15 protein-coding genes are annotated in these 17,866 nt (G+C 70.7%); 12 read left to right on the top strand and 3 right to left on the bottom strand.

From position 1 onward, the window contains the following. Window positions 1-254: 254 nt before the first annotated feature. Window positions 255-1,019: a DUF4118 domain-containing protein gene (locus OG698_RS03945; RefSeq protein ID WP_406101431.1), complete on the top strand. Its 765-nt coding sequence runs from the start codon at window positions 255-257 to the stop codon at window positions 1,017-1,019. 300 nt (window positions 1,020-1,319) lie between these two features. Then, window positions 1,320-3,218, top strand: a complete 1,899-nt coding sequence (locus OG698_RS03940; protein WP_406101430.1) for an APC family permease — start codon at window positions 1,320-1,322, stop codon at window positions 3,216-3,218. A gap of 178 nt (window positions 3,219-3,396) precedes the next feature. On the opposite strand, the gene OG698_RS03935 is transcribed toward OG698_RS03940, so the two are convergent. From OG698_RS03935 to OG698_RS03925, 3 genes are all read right to left on the bottom strand, one after another. Next, window positions 3,397-4,425, bottom strand: a complete 1,029-nt coding sequence (locus OG698_RS03935; RefSeq protein WP_406101429.1) for a S66 peptidase family protein — start codon at window positions 4,423-4,425, stop codon at window positions 3,397-3,399. A 172-nt stretch (window positions 4,426-4,597) separates the two neighbouring features. After that, window positions 4,598-5,884, bottom strand: coding sequence for a cytochrome P450 (locus OG698_RS03930; protein ID WP_406101428.1), 1,287 nt, complete (start codon window positions 5,882-5,884; stop codon window positions 4,598-4,600). Window positions 5,885-5,913: 29 nt separating this feature from the next. Continuing rightward, complete coding sequence (locus OG698_RS03925) at window positions 5,914-7,290, bottom strand: glutamine synthetase family protein (RefSeq protein ID WP_406101427.1); 1,377 nt, start codon at window positions 7,288-7,290, stop codon at window positions 5,914-5,916. A 344-nt stretch (window positions 7,291-7,634) separates the two neighbouring features. Here OG698_RS03925 and OG698_RS03920 point away from each other — a divergent pair, with 344 nt between their 5' ends. The 10 genes from OG698_RS03920 to OG698_RS03875 all read left to right on the top strand — a co-directional run bounded on the left by OG698_RS03920 (window position 7,635) and on the right by OG698_RS03875 (window position 17,861). Further along, window positions 7,635-7,823 carry a ferredoxin gene (locus OG698_RS03920; protein WP_100593447.1) on the top strand — a complete coding sequence of 63 codons (189 nt, stop codon included), beginning with the start codon at window positions 7,635-7,637 and terminating at the stop codon, window positions 7,821-7,823. A gap of 1 nt (window position 7,824) precedes the next feature. After that, complete coding sequence (locus OG698_RS03915) at window positions 7,825-9,069, top strand: NAD(P)/FAD-dependent oxidoreductase (protein WP_406101426.1); 1,245 nt, start codon at window positions 7,825-7,827, stop codon at window positions 9,067-9,069. Window positions 9,070-9,082: 13 nt separating this feature from the next. Next, on the top strand, window positions 9,083-9,889 hold the full coding sequence (locus tag OG698_RS03910; protein WP_406101425.1) for an acetoacetate decarboxylase family protein: 807 nt from the start codon (window positions 9,083-9,085) through the stop codon (window positions 9,887-9,889). Window positions 9,890-9,923: 34 nt separating this feature from the next. After that, window positions 9,924-11,387, top strand: a complete 1,464-nt coding sequence (locus OG698_RS03905; protein WP_406101424.1) for an aldehyde dehydrogenase — start codon at window positions 9,924-9,926, stop codon at window positions 11,385-11,387. Beyond that, a complete protein-coding gene (locus OG698_RS03900) occupies window positions 11,380-12,324 on the top strand; it encodes a 3,4-dihydroxyphenylacetate 2,3-dioxygenase (RefSeq protein WP_406101422.1) in 945 nt (314 codons plus the stop codon). Before OG698_RS03905 ends, OG698_RS03900 begins: the two co-directional genes overlap by 8 nt. A gap of 10 nt (window positions 12,325-12,334) precedes the next feature. Further along, window positions 12,335-13,183 (top strand): fumarylacetoacetate hydrolase family protein, encoded by an 849-nt coding sequence (locus tag OG698_RS03895; RefSeq protein ID WP_406101420.1) that lies wholly within the window; start codon window positions 12,335-12,337, stop codon window positions 13,181-13,183. 114 nt (window positions 13,184-13,297) lie between these two features. Then, the gene (locus OG698_RS03890; protein ID WP_406101418.1) at window positions 13,298-13,933 is read left to right on the top strand and encodes a TetR/AcrR family transcriptional regulator; all 636 of its coding nucleotides are present in this window, start codon (window positions 13,298-13,300) and stop codon (window positions 13,931-13,933) included. A gap of 150 nt (window positions 13,934-14,083) precedes the next feature. After that, window positions 14,084-15,538: an APC family permease gene (locus OG698_RS03885; RefSeq protein WP_406101417.1), complete on the top strand. Its 1,455-nt coding sequence runs from the start codon at window positions 14,084-14,086 to the stop codon at window positions 15,536-15,538. Window positions 15,539-15,651: 113 nt separating this feature from the next. Then, a complete protein-coding gene (locus OG698_RS03880; RefSeq protein WP_406101416.1) occupies window positions 15,652-17,142 on the top strand; it encodes an aldehyde dehydrogenase in 1,491 nt (496 codons plus the stop codon). Beyond that, window positions 17,139-17,861, top strand: coding sequence for a gamma-glutamyl-gamma-aminobutyrate hydrolase family protein (locus OG698_RS03875; RefSeq protein WP_406101415.1), 723 nt, complete (start codon window positions 17,139-17,141; stop codon window positions 17,859-17,861). Before OG698_RS03880 ends, OG698_RS03875 begins: the two co-directional genes overlap by 4 nt. Window positions 17,862-17,866 lie beyond the last annotated feature (5 nt).

Below are 17,866 nucleotides of genomic sequence, written 5' to 3'. Positions count from 1 at the left end.
ACGCCCGGCTCCGTGCTGAGAGGAACGGCGCCGCTCGTCCGTGCCGCCCATTGTCACCAGCGGCCGGGGGATCGGCACGGCGACGGAGCGCATCCGGTGGGGGCACGACCGGGGCGATGGACGGTGCCCACGCCGCGCAGCACACTTGAAGGGAAGGCAGGTCACGCGGCTGCCCCCGGGCTTCGCGGGGCGGGCGGAGCACCCCCGTGATACGTAGATCTGGGGGCGGTGCCCGAGAGCTGGAGGCGACACGTATGACCGGCAATCCGCTGACCGGCTACCCCGTGCGGGACCGGATCGCACTGGCCGCCGGCCTGGTCTGCCCCTTCCTCGTCGCGCTCGTGCTGGTGCCCTTCCGTACGGACCTCTCGTCCACCAACGCGGCCCTGATCCTGGTCGTGGTGGTCGTCGCCGTGGCGGCCGTCGGCAGCCGACTGGCGGGCGCCGTCGCGGCGCTCTCGGCGGCGGCCTGGTTCGACTTCTTCCTCACCCGCCCGTACCAACGGTTCAGCATCACCGACTCCGACGACGTCGAGACGGCGGTGCTGCTCCTGGTCGTCGGGCTGATCGTGTCGCAGCTCGCGGCCCGCGCGCGCCGGCTGAAGGTGGTCACGGTGACCGACGCGGAGTACCTCGCGAGGATCCACGGGACCGCCGACCTCGCCCAGTCCTCCACCTCCGCGGACGCGGTCGTCGGCCATGTGCGCGAACAGCTGACCGAGCTGCTCGGACTGCGCGGCTGCCGATTCGAGTACGGCACGCTCCTGGGGCGGCCGCCACGCCTGGAACAGGACGGCACCGTGGTGGTCGGCCGCAGGCGCTGGGACGTCGACAGCGGGGGCTGGCCGGACGGCGAGATCGAACTGCGTGCATACGGCAACGGCCGCTACCTCGGCCGCTACATGCTCACGCCTGGGCCCGGCCCCGTCCCGCCACTCCAGGCGCGCCTCGTCGCTGTGACGCTCGCCGATCAGACGGGTGCGGCGCTGGACGTCACGCGCCCGGTGAAGGGCGGCTGAGGGGCGCGGGCCGCGGGGGTGTCATGCCGTGGCCACCAGCAGATCCTCGCCGCTCGCCGGCGGAGACCGTCGGGCCGGTCGGCGAAGTAGCGGTCGGCCAGGGTGGTTCCCGCCCAGTATCCGAAGGGAATGCGGACCGTGACCATGGCGCTGCGGATTCGGGCCATCGCCGAATGCCGCGGCGTATGAGGCACGTGAAGAGTGCTCCGCCGGGCGTATGGATCACGGCAAGACGGCTGGGCCCCTTCCCGAACGGCACGCACGCTGGTCCTCGAATTGCTCTATCGGAGGACCGGCAACATGGCCATACACGCAGGCAGCGCCAACACGGCGGCATACGGCGACGGCGTCCAGGAGCCGCCTGACACCCGGCCTGACACCGGGAACGCCGGAGCCGCCCGGGCCGGTGACCGGCACAAGCTCACCGCGCTCCAGGGGCTCGCCGCACTGTCCCTGGACGCGATGGCCTCGGTGGCGTACGGACCGGAGTCGATCGTTCTGGTGTTGGCCGTGGCCGGTGCCTACGGGATGGGGTTCACGCTTCCCGTCACGCTGGCGATCGCAGCGCTTCTGGCGGTCCTGGTGGCCTCCTACCGTCAGGTCATCGCCGCGTTCCCGGACGGCGGCGGCTCGTACGCCGTGGCGAAGCGGCACTTGGGGCGGCGTACCAGCCTGGTGGCCGCCGGTTCCCTGATCCTCGACTACGTGCTGAACGTCGCGGTCTCCGTCACGGCCGGTGTCGCCGCGCTCACCTCCGCCTTCCCGCAGCTCTACGACGAACGGACCTGGATCTGCCTGGGAGTTCTCGTCCTGGTCACGGCGATCAACCTGCGGGGCGTCGTCGACTCGGCCAAGGCGTTCCTGCTGCCGACCGCCCTCTTCGTCGGTTCGATCCTCGCGATGATCGTGGTCGGGCTCTTCCGCGACGGCCCGGTCAGCACCGCGTCGGCCGACGGCCACACCTCCGCGCTCGGCAACAGCGCCACCACCGTAGGGGCCTTGCTCCTGCTCAAGGCGTTCGCGGCCGGCTGCTCCGCCCTCACCGGTGTCGAGGCCGTGGCCAACGCGGTGCCGTCCTTCCGCGCCCCGGCCGCCCGTCGCGCGCAGCGCACCGAGGTGGCGCTCGGCGCCCTCCTCGGCGTGATGCTGATCGGCCTGTCCATCCTCATCGGCCGCTTCCATCTCCAGCCGGTCGAGGGCGTGACGGCCCTCGCGCAGCTCGCGGATGCCTCCTTCGGGCACAACGTGGCCTTCTACGTGGTGCAGTTCGCGACGATGGTGCTCCTCGCGCTCGCCGCCAACACGTCCTTCGGCGGGCTGCCCGTGCTGATGAGCCTGCTGGCCCGCGACAACCACCTCCCGCATGTGTTCGCCCTCAAGGCCGACCGGCAGGTCCACCGGCACGGGGTGCTCGCGCTGGCCCTGGTCTCCGCGCTCCTGCTGGTCTTCTCCGGCGGCGACACCAACACCCTCGTACCGCTCTTCGCGATCGGCGTGTTCATCGGCTTCACGATCTGCCAGATCGGCATGGTCCGGCACTGGTACGGCGACCGGGTCAGGGGCTGGCGTGCGAAGGCCGTACTGAACGGCTTCGGTGCCCTGCTCACCGGCGTCGCGGGAGTGGTCGTCACCCTCACCAAGTTCACCGAGGGCGCGTGGCTGATCGTCCTCGCCGTGCCGCTGCTGGTCCTCGGCTTCGAGAGGGTGTATCGCGCGTACGGCCGGATCGGGGAGCGTCTGGAACTCGGCCGCGTACCCGAGCCGCCGCAGCAGGCTCACTCGCTGGTCGTCGTGCCCGTCGCGGGCCTGTCCAAGCTGACGTGCAAGGCGCTCACCGCGGCCCGTTCGCTGGGCGACGAAGTGCTGGCGATCACCGTCACCCACCCCGCTCCCGAGGACCGTCGCGAGGCCGAAGCCCTGCACCGCGACTGGGAGTTGTGGAACCCGGGCATCGATCTCGTCGAGCTCAGTTCGCCCACCCGCGCCCTCGGCCGTCCCGTTTCGGCATACGTACGCGAGCTGTCCGCCACCCACGCCGACTCCCAGATCACCGTGCTGATCCCGGAAACGGAGTCCGCCCACGTCTGGCAGCGGCTGCTCCAGAACCACCGCGGTTCCGTCGTCGCCCACGCGGTACGCCGCGACACCGACGCGGTGATCTGCAGGCTTCGCTTCCGCATCGACACCGACGGGCGCTGAACGCGACGCGGCCGAACCTGCGGTGGGGCGCCCGGTCATGCAGGCGCCCCCGCTGTGTTCCGATGGTCTGTCTCGCAGTCCGCCGGCTCCGCCACATCGCCTGACGGGGGATGGGGGCGGGGGACGAGGGCTCTGGGCCGAGGGGCCTGGGGCCCTGCCGTCCCCCGCTGACGTCGTGTCAGGCCAACGTCTGCGTCAACTCGCTTCGGGTCGGCGTGTGGACGATGCGGCCGAGCGCGCCGTTGACGATGGGCATGTAGGGCGGGACGTGGCCGCATTCCAGGTCCGCGACGATCGGCACGTTCAGGGAGCCGAGCGCGTCGAGCACGGCCTCGTGCTGGGTGAGGGTGCGGGCGTCCGGCGCGTTGGTCCGGCCGACGAGGATCGCGTTCGCGTGGTCGAAGAGGCCGGCGAGCTTCATGCCGTGCAGGTTCCGGCAGATGGTGAAGGCGTTGTCCTCGCACGCCTCGACGTAGACGAGGAGTCCGTCGGGGGACTCGTCACGGGCGAAGGCCGAGACGTCGAGGTACGGCGTTCCCGCGAGACCGCACAGCGTCTCGATGCAGCCGCCGATCAGCCGCCCCTCGGCCTCCACGTCGCCGCTGCCGTCGATCCGGGTCCAGGTGCCCGGGACGTCGAGCGTGTACTCGCGCACGTCCGGGAATGCGGCGTAGTCGTCGAAGCCGCTGGAACGGTGGCTGCCGGGCGGAGTCTGGGTGAAGCGGTGGCCCGGGGGAGCGGCGACGATGTCGAGCCACGACAGCAGCCCTTCGGGTGCGTGATAAGGCGTGTCCATGAGGTTGTTGCCATGGACGGTCGCGGTGCCGGTGAGCAGGGTCAGCGGTGTGATCAGGGTCGAGATGTCGGAGAACCCGACGAACCAGGTCGGCTCGGCGTCGCGCAGCCGGTCCCAGTCGAGCAGCGGGATCAGATCGATCGCGGTCTCCCCGCCCCACGGCGGGACGACCGCCCTGATGGTGGGATCGGTCAGCATCGACATCAACTCGGCCGCGCGGTCGGCGGCCGAGGCGCTGATGTGCCGGGAAGCGCCCATGCACCGCCCGACCACAACCTCGTACCCGCGGTCCTCCACCTCACGGATCGCGACCTGGAGGCGCGCACTCAACTCCTTCGAGACACCACTCGACGGAGAGGTGACACCGACACGGTCACCGGGACGCAGGGGGCGCGGGTATCGAACTGACATGCGCGGATTCTGCCACGACGCGTTGCGCGGCCGACAGGGATTTGCGCGGCGCCGCGAGCGGCCGGGCAGCGGTGGGCGGCATCCGAGCCCGGCCGAGACGGTCGCAGGAGTCGGCTGCGCGAGCTGACCGATCTCGCGCAGCGTCTCGGTGGCTGACGGCGGGGGCAATTCCTCAGGCGAGCGTGACGTCCACGGGCAGCTTCTTGATTCCGTTGACGAAGTTGGAGCGGACGCGTGGGACGTCGCCGTTGAGGCGGATGCCGGCCAGGCGCGGGATCAGCTCCTCGAACATGATGCGGATCTCGGTGCGCGCCAGCAGGTTGCCCAGGCACAGGTGTGGACTTCCCTTGCCGAAGGTGACGTGGTCGTTGTCCGCGCGGGCGACGTCGAAGTCGTACGGGTTGCCGAAGACCTTCTCGTCGCGGTTGCCGGACGCGTACCACATGACGACCTTGTCGCCCTCCCTGACCTGCTTGCCGCCGAGTTCGACGTCGCGGGTCGCGGTGCGGCGGAAGTGGTAGACGGGGGACGCCCAGCGCAGGAACTCCTCGACCGCTGTAGGGATCAGGGAGGGGTCCTCCTGGAGGCGGGCCAGCTGTTCGGGGTGCTGGAGCAGCGCCAGCATGGAGTGCGTGATGGTGTGGCGCGTGGTTTCGTTGCCGGCGACCACGAGGAGCAGGAAGTAGTTGTCGAAGTCCTGTCCGGACAGCGGCAGTCCGTCGCGGGGGGTCTCGTTGACGAGCTTGGAGACCAGGTCGGTGCCGTGGCCGCCGCGTCGCTGACGGGCCAACTCGCGTCCGTACTCGAAGACTTCGAGGGAGGCGGGGGAGCGGAACGGCAGGTCGCGGTACTTCTCGCTCTCCTCGCTGCCGAGGAGCACGTCCGCGTAGTCGGGGTCGGTGTTGCCGATGATCCGGTTGCCCCAGTCGATGAGCTGCTGGTTGTCCTCCGACGGTACGTCCAGGAGGCGGGCCAGTACGTTGATGGGGAAGTCGGCGGAGACCTCCTTGACGAAGTCGAAGCTGCCCTTGGCGAGCGCCGCGTCGAGGGTCTTGGCGGTCAGCCCGCGCAGGAAGTCGGTGTAGCTGTTGATGACGCTCGCGCCGAACTGGCGCTGGAGCAGGCTGCGCATCGCCCGGTGACGCACGCCGTCGAGTTCCAGGATCGAGGCGCGCTTCTTGATCTGGTCGTCGTCGACCTCTTCGAGGTTGACGAATTTGGTGGAGGTGAACGTCTCGGCGTCGCGGTCGACGCGTGCGATGTCCTCGTGCCGGGTGACGGCCCAGAAGCCCGAGTTGGGGGCCTCTTCCGGCTGCCAGTGGACCGGGTCCTCGTGGCGCAGGGTGTGGAACATGCGCCAGGGGGTGACGCCGTCGGTGAAGTTGTCGAGGTCGGCGAGGTCGACGTCGGCGAGCGGCATGGGGTCGGCCGGGTCGATGGCGTCGGTCGGGTTCGTCATGAGGGTGCTCCTGAAGGTGGTGCGGCAGGTCAGAGGTGGTAGGAGTACTCGGTGAACTCCCAGTCCGTGACGTGGTGGTTGAAGCGGTCGACCTCGTCGCGCTTGTAGGTGAGGAAGGACTCGGTGAAGTCCTTGCCGAGGACCTCGGTCAGCGCGTCGTCCGCTTCGAGGGCGTCAAGTGCGGCGGGCAGGGTCGTCGGCAGCATCTGGGACTTCTCGGGGTCGTAGCCGTAGCCCTGCAGGGGCGCCGGCGGCTCCTTGCCGTCCCGGATGCCGAGGAGCGCGGCGGCGCAGAGCGCCGCGGTCGCGAGATAGGGATTGGCGCTGGCGTCGCCGAGCCGGAGCTCCAGGCGGGCGCCGGAGCCGCGCTCGGGCGGGATGCGGACCATGGCGCTGCGGTTGTCGAGGCCCCAGTCGATCAGCCACGGCGCGAGGGTGTCGGGTCCGAAGCGCTTGTACGAGTTCACGGTCGGGTTGAGCAGGGCCGTGAGCGCGGGTGCATGGGCGAGGATGCCGGCGATGGCGTGGCGGGCGGTGTCCGACAGACCGTAGGCGCCCGAGGGGTCGTCGAAGACGTTGCGGCCCTCCTCGACGACGGAGCCACCAGCGGCTTCGCCGGAGAAGTGGAGGTGGAAGCCGGAGCCTCCCGCGTCGTTGAAGGGCTTGGCCATGAAGGTGGCCAACTTCCCTTCCTTTCGGGCGAGTTCCTTGACCGCGGACTTGAAGAGGAAGGCGCGGTCGGCGGCGTCCATCGCTGCTGAGTGGGTCAGGTTGATCTCGAACTGGCCCGCGTCGAACTCGTGGTTCGCGCTGATGACGCCGATGTCGAGATCGCGCAGCTTGCGCAGGGTGGGCAGCAGATGGTTGTCGGCGTCGGCGCGCAGTCCGGCCGTATAGACGACTCCGGCGACGCCCTGTCCGTAGCGGCGCCAGCCGGTCGGCGCGGCCGTGTCCCGTTCGAGCAGGAAGTACTCGAGCTCGGGGCCGACGACGGGTCGCAGACCGGCTTCTTCGCAGCGGGCGAGCACCGAGCGCAGCAGGTCGCGCGGGGACTCCGGGCTGGGGGAGCCGGTGGCGGGGTCGGTTGTCTCGCCCAGGCACCAGGCGACGCCCGGCTCCCAGGGCAGGCCGCGGGCGGTGGAGAGGTCGGGTCGTACGGTCACGTCGGGGAGGCCCGCGTCGAGGCCGCCCCGGACCGGGACCACGTCGCCCTGCGGGGTGGTGTGGTAGACCGCGCGGCAGAAGGCGAGGCCGTGGTCGCAGGCCGAGGGCAGATGGTCGAGCAGGACGTCACGGGCGCGGTCGGTGCCGATCAGGTCGGGATACGTCACCCGGACCACGTCGATGCCGTCGGCGGCGAGCCGGTCCATGGCGGTGCGGACTTCTGGGGTGTCTTGAGCGCTCACCGATGTCTCCTCGGCGGATGTGTACGGGGCGTGGTGGCCGGCAGCCGGGCGGGGTGGCCCACCCGGCGAGGGCCCGGCGTCGGGGTGCGGACGCCGGACCGGCGTCCACCCATTGTTTGGTGCCAAACGGTATGGACGGCCGCCCTTCTCCGCAAGGGGTGCGGGGAAAGAATTTATCCATCTGGATAGCTCTTGACCAGGGTCCGTTCGCTTCCTATGTTGTTTGAAGCCAAACGAGTTGGGGAGTGCGGCCATCCGTACCCCTTTGGCGGGGGCCCGGCCACGGAGCCGGGCCCCACTTCCCTCAGTGCGCCCCGACGCCCTCACCTCCAGGAGGACCGGCCATGAAGGTCGTCGTCGACATGAACAAGTGCCAGGACCACGGACAGTGCGTCTTCTCGGCCCCCGACGTCTTCCAGCTGGACGACACCGGGCGCCTCGCCTACGTCAGCGACCCCGACGACGCGCTGCGCGACGAGGTCGAGGAAGCCGCCGACGTCTGTCCGCTGCAGGCCATCCGGATCGAGGCCTGAGATGGCCGAGACGGCTCACGTCCCCCGGAGTCCGGGGCGCGTCGTCGTGGCCGGTGCCTCGATGGGCGGCCTGCGCGCCGCCGAACAGCTGCGCGCAGCCGGCTGGACGGGCGCGATCACGGTCATCGGCGACGAGCCCCATATGCCGTACAACCGGCCGCCGCTGAGCAAGGACGTGCTCGCCGGGAAGGTGCCGTTCGAGTCCCTAGCGTTCACGCCCCGAGCAAGTGCGGCGGACGTCGAGTGGCGGCTGGGCGCGACCGTCACTTCCGCCCGCCTCGACGAGCGCGTCGTCGGACTCGACGACGGTACGGAACTCGCCTTCGACGGTCTGGTCGGCGCCACCGGAATGCGGCCGCGCAGGCTGCGCTGCGACGGTCCCTCGGGCCCGGGCAGCGGCCGGCACACCGTGCGCACCCTCGCCGACGCCCGGGGCCTGCGTGACGAACTGAACCGGCCGGGCGTCCGCGTGGTCGTCATCGGCGCGGGCTTCATCGGCTGCGAGGTCGCGGCCACCGCCAAGGGCCTCGGCGTCGGCGACGTGACGGTGGTCGACCCCGAGACGCTGCCGATGCTGCGCCCGCTCGGCGCACTCCTGGCCCGCTCCCTGCGTCGGCGCCACGAGGAACGCGGCGTGCGCTTCGCCCTCGGGGCGGGTGTCGCGGGCTTCGAGGGCGAGGGCCGGGTGACCGGTGTCGTCCTGACCGACGGGACGGTGCTTCCGGCAGATGTGGTCGTGGAGTCCGTCGGCTCGGTCGCCAACACCGAATGGCTGGACGGCAACGGCCTGGATCTGTCCGACGGGGTCCTGACCGACGATCAGCTGCGCGTCGGCGGCCACCCGAACGTCGTCGCCGTCGGCGACGTCGCCCGCTTCCCCAACGCCCGCTACGACGGCGTACCCCGCCGCGTCGAGCACTGGTCGATCCCCACCGACACCGCCAAGCATGCCGCGAAGAGCCTCGTGGCCCATCTCGTCGGCAGTGTGGCGCAGCCCGCGCCGTTCGCCCCACTGCCCACCTTCTGGAGCGACCAGCACGAGTTCCGGCTGCAGTCCTTCGGCGCACCCGCCCTCGGCATCGCCGACGTGCGCGTCCTGGACGGCGACCCGGAAGGCGACGTCCTCGTCGGCTATCACGCCGACGACCGGCTCGTCGGAGTGGTCGCGCTCGGCGGCCCCGCCGCCACCACCGGCGCCGCGCGCTACCGCGCCCAGCTCCTCGCGCAGCCCGCCCTCACCTCGTAAGGAACCCCCAGTCATGGCCAGCGTCCGTGGTTACTTCCACCCCAAGACGGCGACCGGCGACGCCTCGCTGATCCCCTCCCCGCCGTGGCACTACTCCGGCGACCTGCTCACCGTCGAGTACCGCACCGACCCCGCCCGGGTGCGTGAACTCCTCCCTGAACCTTTGGAGTTGGCCGACGAGGACCCCGGCGCTGTCGCGCTGATCTGGGCCGACTGGCAGTCCTGCGCCGCGGACGGGAGCCAACTGCTCGACCCCGTGCTCGCCCAGTACAAGGAGGCCTTCGCGGTCGTGCGCTGCCAGTACAAGGGGCGCACCTACTCGCGCTGCGTGTACATCTGGGTCGACAAGGACTTCGCCGTCGCGCGCGGCCTGCACCAGGGCTACCCGAAGAAGCTCGGCTCCATCCACCAGACCCGCCCGCACCCCTACGGGCCCGCCCCGCGGATCGAAGCCGGCGCCCGCTTCGGCGCGACCCTCGCCGCGGCCGACCGCCGCCTGGCGCAGGCCGTGGTCACCCTGCGCGAACCGTCCGAGACCAACGGCTTCGTCAACAGCCACCCGATGGCCCACCACCGCTGGCTGCCCTCCATCGAGAAGGGCAAGGGACTGGCTCTCGATGAGCTGATCGAGACCGGCGCCGCGTCCTTCGAGGCGGGTCAACCATGGGTCGGTGAGGCGGAGTTGGAGCTGTTCGAAGCGCCCACCGAGGAGCTGGCCCGACTGGAGATCAGGGAGCCGATCGCCGCCTACCACCGGCAGGTCGGCGTCGTGTGGGACGGCGGCACGCTGCTCGAGTCCGGCACCTCCGGAGCCGAGTGACTCCCACCCACTACCTGCCACTTGGAGACTGGACATGAGCGAACACACCCTCACCGTGGCCGGTGTCACCGTCGACACCCGGCACTGGATCGGCGGCGAACGCGTCGCCTCCGCCGACACCTTCGCGGACGTCTCGCCGATCGACGGGAGCGTCCTCGGCGAGATGGCCCGCGGTACGGCGGCAGAAGCCTCGGCCGCCGTCGCCGCGGCCCGCGCGGCCTTCCCCGGCTGGGCGGCCACCCCGCGCGCAGAACGGGCCCGGATCCTGCACGCCGTCGCCGACGCCGTCGAGAAGCGCATCGAGGACCTCTCGATCGTCGAGACCCACGACAACGGCGCCCTGCTGCGCTCGCACCGGCGCGGAGTCATGCCCCGCGTGGCACACAACTTCCGCTTCTTCGCGGACTGGCTCGTGGGCCTCGGCCACGACGACTTCGACACCCGCGGCCACACCAACCACGTCAGCTGGGACCCGGCGGGCCCCTGCGTGCTGATCACCCCGTGGAACGCACCGCTGATGCTCGCCACCTGGAAGATCGCCCCGGCGCTCGCCGCCGGCAACACCGTGATCCTCAAGCCCGCCGAGTGGTCGCCCCTCACCGCCTCCCTGTTCGCCGACATAGCCGCCGAGGCCGGACTGCCCGCCGGGGTCCTGAACGTCGTGCAGGGCTACGGCGCCGAGGTAGGCAGCGCCCTCGTCTCCCACCCCGACGTGCGCCGCATCAGCTTCACCGGATCGGTGCCCACCGCGAAGACCATCGCCGCGGCGGCAGCCGCCCACCTGGTGCCCGCCAGCTTCGAACTCGGCGGGAAGTCACCGCTGTTGGTCTTCGCCGACGCCGATCTCGACCTCGCCGTCGACCTGGCCGTGGAGCAGTACGACAACGCGGGACAGGTGTGCCTGGCCGCGACCCGCATCCTCGTCGAGGAGACGATCGCGGAGGAGTTCACCCGACGTTTCACCGAGAAGGCCTCGGCCCTGCGGCAGGGAGACCCGCGCGACGAGACCACCGACATCGGCCCCAACATCCACCCCCGCCAGCTGGAGAAGATCGACGGCTTCGTGCAGCGGGCCCTCGCAGCCGGGGCCCGCGCCGTCATCGGCGGCCGACGGGGCGAAGGCCAGTACTACGCGCCGACCCTGCTCACCGATGTCGCCCAGGACTCCGAGATCGTGCAGGAGGAGGTCTTCGGCCCCGTCCTGACCCTGCAGACGTTCGCCGACGAGGACGAGGCGGTCCGCCTGGCCAACGACACCCGCTTCGGGCTCGCCGCAACCGTCGCCACCGGCGACCGCGGGCGCGCCGAGCGCGTCACCGACCGGCTCGTCGCCGGCACGGTCTGGGTCAACTGCTTCTTCGTACGCGACCTCCAGGCGCCCTTCGGCGGCTCCCGGCACTCCGGGGTGGGCCGCGAGGGAGGCACCTGGAGCTTCGACTTCTACTGCGACCTCAAGAACACCGTGACGGCGCCGAAGGGTTGGCGGGACCATGGGTGAGATCGTCGGGGCGGGGCTGCTCGCCCACGTGCCCACCGTCGTACTCCCGCAGGAGACGCGCCTGGAACTGAACGAGGGCAAGGAGATCACCCTCGTCACCGGCCTGAACGAACTGCGGCGCGAGGTCTTCGAAGGGGATGCCTCCCAGGAGTACGACACCGTCGTCGTCCTGGACTCGCACTGGGCCACCACCGTCGAATTCGTCGTCACCGCCCAGCAGCGCCGGGCAGGCCTCTTCACCTCCGAAGAGCTGCCCCGCGGCATGTGCCGGATGCCCTACGACTTCCCGGGCGACCCCGAACTCGCCGGGAACATAGCCAGGTTCGCCGACAAGCACGGCACCTGGATCACCGCGATCGACGACCCGTACCTGCCGATCTACTACGCCACGACCAACCTGTGGAAGTTCCTCGGCGAGGGCCTGCCCGACAAGAAGTGGGTGACCATCGGCGTCTGCCAGACCGGTGACATGGAGGACCACCTGCGCCTCGGGCGAGCGCTCGCCGACGGCATCGCCGCCACCCCGGGCCGCCGCGTCCTGCTCATCGCCTCGGGCGCCCTGTCGCACACTTTCTGGCCGTTGCGGCAACTGCGCGACCACGAATCGAGCGACCCCGCGCACATCTTCACCGCCGAGGCGCGCCAGGCCGACCACGAACGCATCGCCTGGTTCAAGGAGGGCCGTCACGACAAGGTCCTCGACACGATGGACGAGTTCTGGAAGTTCAAGCCCGAGGCCAAGTTCTTCCACTACCTGATGATGGCGGGCGCCCTCGGCGAGCGCGCTTGCGTCGCCAGGGCGCGCCAGTACGGCGAGTACGAGAACTCGATCGGCACCGGCCAGGTCCACCTGTGGTTCGACCGCCCCGCCGGCGGCTGGACCGGCAACGGCCTGCCCGCACACCCCGCACCGCACAACCCCCACAGCCGCGCCTAGGAGCCCTCTCATGCCCGAGTACCGCCGCATCCTCCTGGACGGCGCGGCCGTCCAGGTCCTCCGTGAGGACGACGAACTGGTCGCCGGCGACGGCCGCCGCGTCAAGGTGGAGGATGCCCAGCACCTTCCCGCGGTCGTCCCCTCCAAGGTCGTCGCCGTCCATCTCAACCACCGCAGCCGCGTCGACGAGTTCGAGATCGAGCTCACGCCCACCCCGACCTACTTCCACAAGCCCACCTCGGCCCTCAACTCCCACAAGGGCGCGATCGTGCGCCCCGAGGGCTGCAAGTGGCTCAACTACGAGGGCGAGGTCGCCATCGTGATCGGCAGGACGGCGCGCAACATCTCGCCGGCCGACGCGGGGGAGTACATCGCGGGCTACACGATCGCCAACGACTACGGCCTGCACGACTTCCGCGACACCGACGCCGGCTCCATGCTGCGGGTGAAGGGCTCCGACACCCTGTGCCCGCTCGGCCCGGGCCTGGTCACCGACTGGGACTTCCACGACAAGTACCTCCGCACCTACGTCAACGGAGAGGTGGTGCAGGACGGTTCCACGGCGGAGATGGAGTGGGACATGCACTACCTCGTGGCCGACATCGCCCGCACCATCACGCTGTACCCCGGCGACGTGCTGCTGTCCGGCACACCGGCCAACTCCCGTCCCGTACAGCCCGGTGATGTCGTCGAGGTGGAGGTGGAGGGCCTGGGGCGGCTGACCAACCACATCGTCACCGGCCCCACCGCGATCCTCTCCGACGTGGGTGCCCAGCCCACCGAGTCCGAGGAAGTCCTGTCCACCGCGCTGGGCGGCGACTGGGAGTTCCGCGGCATCCGCCCGCCCCGCCGGGGCTGACGGATCACGAACCGCGTCGTGCCGGGTCGACTCCGAAGCCGCCCGGCGCGGCGCCCCGAGCGCGGTGCTGCGCAATCGACCGGCAGCCACCGCGGGCTAGGTAGGGTCCCTGACGTGACCGAATCCGCCGAAGCGCCAGACGAGAAGAAGAGCCGAAGCCCTCGTGGCGGGGCGCGCAAACGGCTGGACTACGGAGCGGGCCGTGACGCGCTGCTGAGCGCGGCCGTGCGGGTGGTGGCCCGTGGTGGCCTGCGCAAACTGACCTACCGCGCCGTCGCGGAGGAGGCCGGTGTCACCCACGGTCTGGTCGTGCACCACTTCGGTTCCCGTGACGCCCTCATCGAGGCGGCGCTGGCCCACACGGTGCACACCAGCCTGCACACCAGCGCCATGGAGTCCGGCACCGGCAGGACCGCGGACTTCTCGGCAGGGCTGTCGGAGATGGTCGCCGCCAACCCGGACCTGCAGGCGTTCCAGTACGAGCTGATGCTGGAGTCCCGGCGGAGGCCGGAGCTGCTGCCGCCGCTGCGCACCCTGTACGACGAGTACTTCGACGCGGCCCAGCGCGAGTTGAACCGCATGCTTCCGAAGGATGCGAGCCCGGCCCTCATGCGGCTCGTCTTCGCCGCGCTCGACGGTCTCGTCCTGCACCAACTCGTGCTGGGCGAGCCGGAGATGACCGAGGCCGCTCTGGAGGAGCTGAGGTCCCTGTTGCGCGGGCTCGGGGCCGACTCCGAAGAAGACGCCTGACCTTCGCCACCCACGGGTTCGAGGGACAGGCGGAGCCCAGCCGGAAGCATCCCGCAGGGCCTTGCCAAACGACGGGTCCCATCCGACTATGGGGCAACTCGTTTGGCCTGAAACGAATCGCCCCTCCCTCATCCCCGGCAGGTGATCCGCGTGGACAGTCAGACGGTCACAAGGCAACAGACCGTGCAGGACCCGCCCACAGCAGGCAAGCTCAAGTCCAACGCCCTCGGCGTCGTGGGCATCCTCTTCTTCGTCCTCTCCGCGCAGGCGCCGCTGACCGGCATCGCAGGCGCCCTCCCCATCTCCGTCGGCCTGGGCAACGGCGCGGGCGCCCCGGCCGGATACGCCGTGGCCGGGGCGGTGATCTTCCTCTTCTCGGTCGGCTTCGTCGCCATGGGTCGCCATGTCGTGGACGCCGGCGCCTTCTACACGTACATAGGCAGGGGCCTCGGCCGGACCACGGGCACCGGCAGCGCCGGTGTCGCACTCTTCGCCTACTGCACGATCCAGGCCGCCATGTACGGGCTCTACGGGTCCCTCGTGAGCGGGCTTGTGGCGCAGTACACGGGCCTCGACGCGCCTTGGTGGGTCTGGGCCGTGGTCACGATGGTGATCGTCCAGGTGCTCGGCGCCGCCGGCATCGAGATGGGCGCCAAGGTGCTCGCGGTCTTCGTCCTCGCCGAGTTCAGCATCCTGCTCGTCTTCGCGCTGGTCACCCTGGTCAAGGGCGGCGGCCCGGAGGGGCTCGGCTTCGCCGAGAGCTTCTCGCCGAAGGCCGCGCTGCAAGGGGCACCGGGGGTGGCGCTGATGTTCGCGGTGGCGTCGATGTTCGGCTTCGAGGCCACCGCGATCTACGGAGAGGAGGCGCGTGAGCCCAAGAAGACCGTTCCGCGCGCCACTTACCTGTCCGTCGCCGTCGTCACCGGCTTCTTCGCCTTCACCTCATGGATGCTCGTCTCCGCCTACGGGGCCTCGCACGCCACCGCGGCCGCAGGCAAGGCGCTGGCGGGCGGCGACGGCGTGGTGTTCGTCCTCTCGCCCGTCGCGGACCTGTTCGGCGGCTGGGCGGGCGACGTCCTGCCGGTCCTGCTCGCCACTTCGCTCTTCGCCGGCATCCTCGCCTTCCACAACTCCGCCAACCGCTACCTGTTCTCGCTCGGCCGCGAAGGGGTGCTCCCGCGCAGACTCTGTACGCTCAACCGGCGCCACTCGCCCTGGGCCGCCGGCACCGTGCAGACCGCGCTCGCGCTGCTGCTCGTCATGCCCTTCGCGCTGCTCGGCAAGGACCCCGTGCTGAGCCTCTTCTCCTGGTTCAGCGGCGTGGCCGTCCTCGCGATGATGCTGCTGTACTTCCTGACGTCGGTCTCCGTGATCGTCTTCTTCCGCAGGCAGCGCCTCGACACCCGCCTCTGGAACACGCTGATCGCACCGGCCCTGGGCGCGCTCGGAATCGGGGGCGCGATCTGGGTGATCCTGGCCAACTTCACGACGCTCATCGGCGGTTCGGCCGAGACGGCGACCTGGCTCGTGCTGAGCGTCCCGGCCGTCCTCGTGCTGAGCGCCGTCGCGGCCCGCGCGGTTCGTGCGCGGGCCGCGACGGCCTGACTCTGCCCGTTCCCTCTCGGGGTGCGCCCGGCGCACAGGTCGCCGGCGCACCCCGGCAAGCGGGCGCGATTTCCTTTGACCTCAAACACATTCAGTGAGCCGGAGGCCACACCATGCTGGAACTCACCCACGACGAGTGGCTGAGCCGCGCCAAGGAGCTGGACCTGTCCGGCTTCCACCACATCGACGGCGCCGACGAGGCGGGCGGCGGCGCAACCTACGCGGCCGTGTCACCCCGTGACGGACAGGTCCTCGCACAGGTCGCGGACGGTGGCACGGCCGAGGTCGACGCCGCGGTGGCCGCCGCGCGCCGCGCCTTCGACGCCGGCCCGTGGGCCCGCCTCGCTCCCGCCGACCGCGGCCGCGCACTGCTCCGCCTCGCCGACCTCCTGGAGGAACGGCGCGACAGCCTCGCCCTTACCGTGAGCCTGGAGATGGGCAAACCCATCACGGACGCGTACGACATCGAATTGCGTGCCGCCGCCAACAGCTTCCGCTTCTATGGGCAGTTGGCCGACAAGCTCACCGACGAGTCCCCGCACACCGCGCCCGACGCGCTCGCCCTCGTCACCCGCGAGCCGGCCGGAGTGGTCGGCGCGGTCGTCCCGTGGAACTTCCCCCTGACCATCGCCTCCTGGAAGGTCGCCCCGGCGCTCGCGGCCGGCTGCACCGTCGTCCTCAAGCCGTCCGAGAACTCGCCCCTGTCGGCGCTGCAACTGGGGCGGCTGGCCACCGAGGCGGGCCTGCCCCCCGGCGTCCTGAACGTCGTCACCGGTGACGGCTCCACCGCCGGGCGTGCCATCGGACTGCACCCGGACGTCGACGTCCTCGCCTTCACGGGGTCGACGGCCGTCGGACGGCACTTCCTGCACTACGCCGCGGACTCCAACCTCAAGCGGGTCTGGCTCGAACTGGGCGGCAAGTCGCCCAACATCATCCTGCCCGACGCCCCCGACCTGGAGAAGGCGGCCGCGACCGCCGCCTGGGGCATCTTCTTCAACCAGGGCGAGATGTGCACCGCCCCCTCCCGTCTCCTCGTCCACACCTCCGTCGCCGAACGGGTCACCGAGGCGATCGTGCGACGGGCCGGCGAACTGCGGGTCGGCGACCCCCTCGACCCCGCCACCGAGATGGGCGCCCTGGTCGGCGAGGCCCACCTCGGCCGCGTACTCGACCACATCGACACGGGCACGAGCGAGGGTGCCCGGCTGCGCACCGGCGGCACCCGCACCCTGACCGACACCGGCGGCAGCTTCCTGCAGCCCACCGTCTTCGACGAGGTGAACCCAGGGATGCGGCTCGCTCGCGAAGAGATCTTCGGCCCCGTCCTGTCCGTCCTCACCTTCGACGACCTCGACGAGGCCGTCGCCCTGGCCAACGCCACCGAGTACGGACTCGCCGCCGGACTGTGGACCTCCGACCTGTCCACAGCGCACCAGGTATCCCGCGCCCTCAAGGCCGGAACGGTGTGGGTCAACTGCTACGAGGAGGGCGATCTCACTGTGCCCTTCGGCGGCATGAAGCAATCGGGCAACGGCCGGGACAAGTCCGCCCACGCGCTCGAGAAGTACACCGAACTCAAGACCACCTGGATCCAGCTGTGACGGCCCGGCCCCTCATCGCCGTACCGGCCCGCTTCGCCGCCTCCACCTCAGCACTTCGCTACGCCGCAGAGGTCAACGCCCGCACCCTGATCGAGGCGGTCTGGAACGCCGGCGGGGAACCGGTCACCCTCCACCCACACGCACCCGGCGGCACCGCCGACCCGGGCGAGGTGGCCGCCCGGCTGGCCCGCTTCGACGGCCTGCTCCTGCCCGGCGGCGGCGACATCGCACCACACCGCTACGGAGCCACCGCGGCACACGCCAGCGTTTACGACGTCGACGACACCCAGGACGCCTTCGACCTCGAACTCGCCCGCCAGGCCCTCGACACCGCGATACCGCTACTGGCCATCTGCCGGGGACTCCAGGTGGTCAACACCGCGCTCGGTGGCACTCTGCACCAGGACATGGGCGGCCCCGAAAGCGAGCACCGGCACATTGTGCACCCGGTGGAGATCGAGTGCCTGTCGCTTCTCGAACAGGCCACCGGGACCGAGAAGGTGGACGCGTCCTGCTACCACCACCAGCGGGTGGACCGGCTCGGCTCCGGACTCAGTGTCACCGCACGCGCCGGAGACGGAACGGTGGAAGCGCTCGAACTCCCGGAAGCGCGCGGCTGGTTCACTGCCGTGCAGTGGCACCCGGAGGACACGGCACACGAGGACGGGGCACAGCAAGGCATCTTCGATGCCCTGGTCCGGGCGGCGCGCGCTCACTGACGCGC

Origin of the sequence: Streptomyces sp. NBC_01003 (assembly GCF_045162695.1) — a bacterium.
Lineage (GTDB): Bacteria > Actinomycetota > Actinomycetes > Streptomycetales > Streptomycetaceae > Streptomyces.
This window is presented reverse-complemented; position numbering and strand designations above follow the sequence as displayed.